The following is a 1,382-nucleotide window of genomic DNA, read 5'->3' on the forward strand; positions in this document are numbered from 1 at the left end:
GACGACGGCACCGGTCAGATGTGCCGTGACCGCCCAGCCTCCGATCCCGCCCAGCAGACCGAAGGCCAGCACGATCCCCGCGGCGATCCGTCCGCCGATCCTGTCGAATGACGGTCCGCTGCTTGCGTCGTCGTCATCCCCACCGGACATGTCATCAACTACCACCATGTCATCCACGCCCTGCGACGCAAACCTCCGGTTCGACAGGCCCTGTGGAGCTCGATCTACCGCGACAGCCTGTTCCCCCGGACCGAATACGCCGAAGCCTCGAAGGTGCTGCAACGGGACCTGCCGAGACGGGATGCCTGCCGCCGCATGGTCGAACTGCTCTTCATCGCCCATGAGCAAGCCTGCGAGGCGGAACTGGCGCAACTGCTGGCGGCAGACCTTTATGCGGGCCAGGTGCCGGACACCAGGGCCCTGGCTTCACGGCGGGTGCCAAGGCTCATGACGTTGCCCAAGGATGTCGCCGTCGCCCACCCATCGCTGGCCAGCTTCGACGTGCTGCTGGGGGCAAGCGCGTGACTGCCCGCGCGGTCGACATCCACACGCTGCCCAGCATGCTGACCGCGCTGCGGCTGCCCAGTTTCCAAAAACTCTGGGCCGAGATCGCCGCGCGTGCAGACACCGAAGGCTGGCCCGCCGCCCGTTTCCTCGCCGTGCTGGCGGAATACGAACTGGCCGAGCGCGACATGCGTCGCATCCGGCGCCATCTGAACGAGTCGCAGCTTCCCGCAGGCAAGACGCTGGCGACCTTCGATTTCAAGGCCCTGCCGACCCTGTCACGCGCCCGGGCGGAGGCTTTGGCGGCCGGCGACTGGCTGGACGGGGGCGGCAACCTGATCGCCATCAACAATTCGGGCACCGGCAAGACACACATCCTGTGTGCGATCGGCCATGCTCTGATCGAGGCAGGACGCTGCGTCTTCTACACCCGGACCAGCGATCTGGTGCAAAGGCTCCAGGCGGCCCGCCGCCATCTCGTCCTCGAGGCCGCACTGGCAAAACTCGACAAGTTCGACCTGATCATCCTCGACGACATCACCTACGCCCACAAGGATCAGGCCGAAACCAGCGTCCTCTTTGAACTGATCGCCCGGCGCTACGAATACCGCAGCATTGCCATCGCGGCCAATCAGCCGTTCAGCGGATGGGATCAGATCTTCCCGGACACGGCCATGACCGTCGCGGCCATCGACGGCCTTGTCCACCACGCAAGCATCCTCGAGATGAACGCCGAAAGCTTCCGTCAGCGCGCCGCTGCCTCCAACAAGAATGCTCAGGACGAAGCGTCAGCGACAACCAACAGCGACAACCAGAACGAAGGAGAAACCTGAGCCAGAACTGCAAACGACACACCAACCCCGGCGGCTTCAAAACCA

Annotated in this window: 2 protein-coding genes and 1 pseudogene; 2 read left to right on the forward strand and 1 reads right to left on the reverse strand. The window is 64.7% G+C overall.

Annotation, left to right across the window (positions count from 1 at the left end; genetic code table 11):
• Window positions 1–342 (reverse strand): annotated as a pseudogene (locus ACOI1H_RS25565) (hypothetical protein); the annotation flags it as partial.
• Here ACOI1H_RS25565 and ACOI1H_RS25570 point away from each other — a divergent pair.
• Together ACOI1H_RS25570 and istB are read left to right on the forward strand one after the other, a co-directional pair.
• Window positions 316–525 (forward strand): hypothetical protein, encoded by a 210-nt coding sequence (locus ACOI1H_RS25570; RefSeq protein ID WP_422441135.1) that lies wholly within the window; start codon window positions 316–318, stop codon window positions 523–525. The pseudogene ACOI1H_RS25565 and the gene ACOI1H_RS25570 overlap by 27 nt on opposite strands.
• On the forward strand, window positions 522–1,337 hold the full coding sequence (gene istB, locus ACOI1H_RS25575; RefSeq protein WP_422441136.1) for an IS21-like element helper ATPase IstB: 816 nt from the start codon (window positions 522–524) through the stop codon (window positions 1,335–1,337). The genes ACOI1H_RS25570 and istB overlap by 4 nt, the downstream gene beginning before the upstream one ends.
• Window positions 1,338–1,382 lie beyond the last annotated feature (45 nt).

This window comes from Loktanella sp. DJP18 (genome assembly GCF_049310965.1).
Lineage (GTDB): Bacteria > Pseudomonadota > Alphaproteobacteria > Rhodobacterales > Rhodobacteraceae > Loktanella.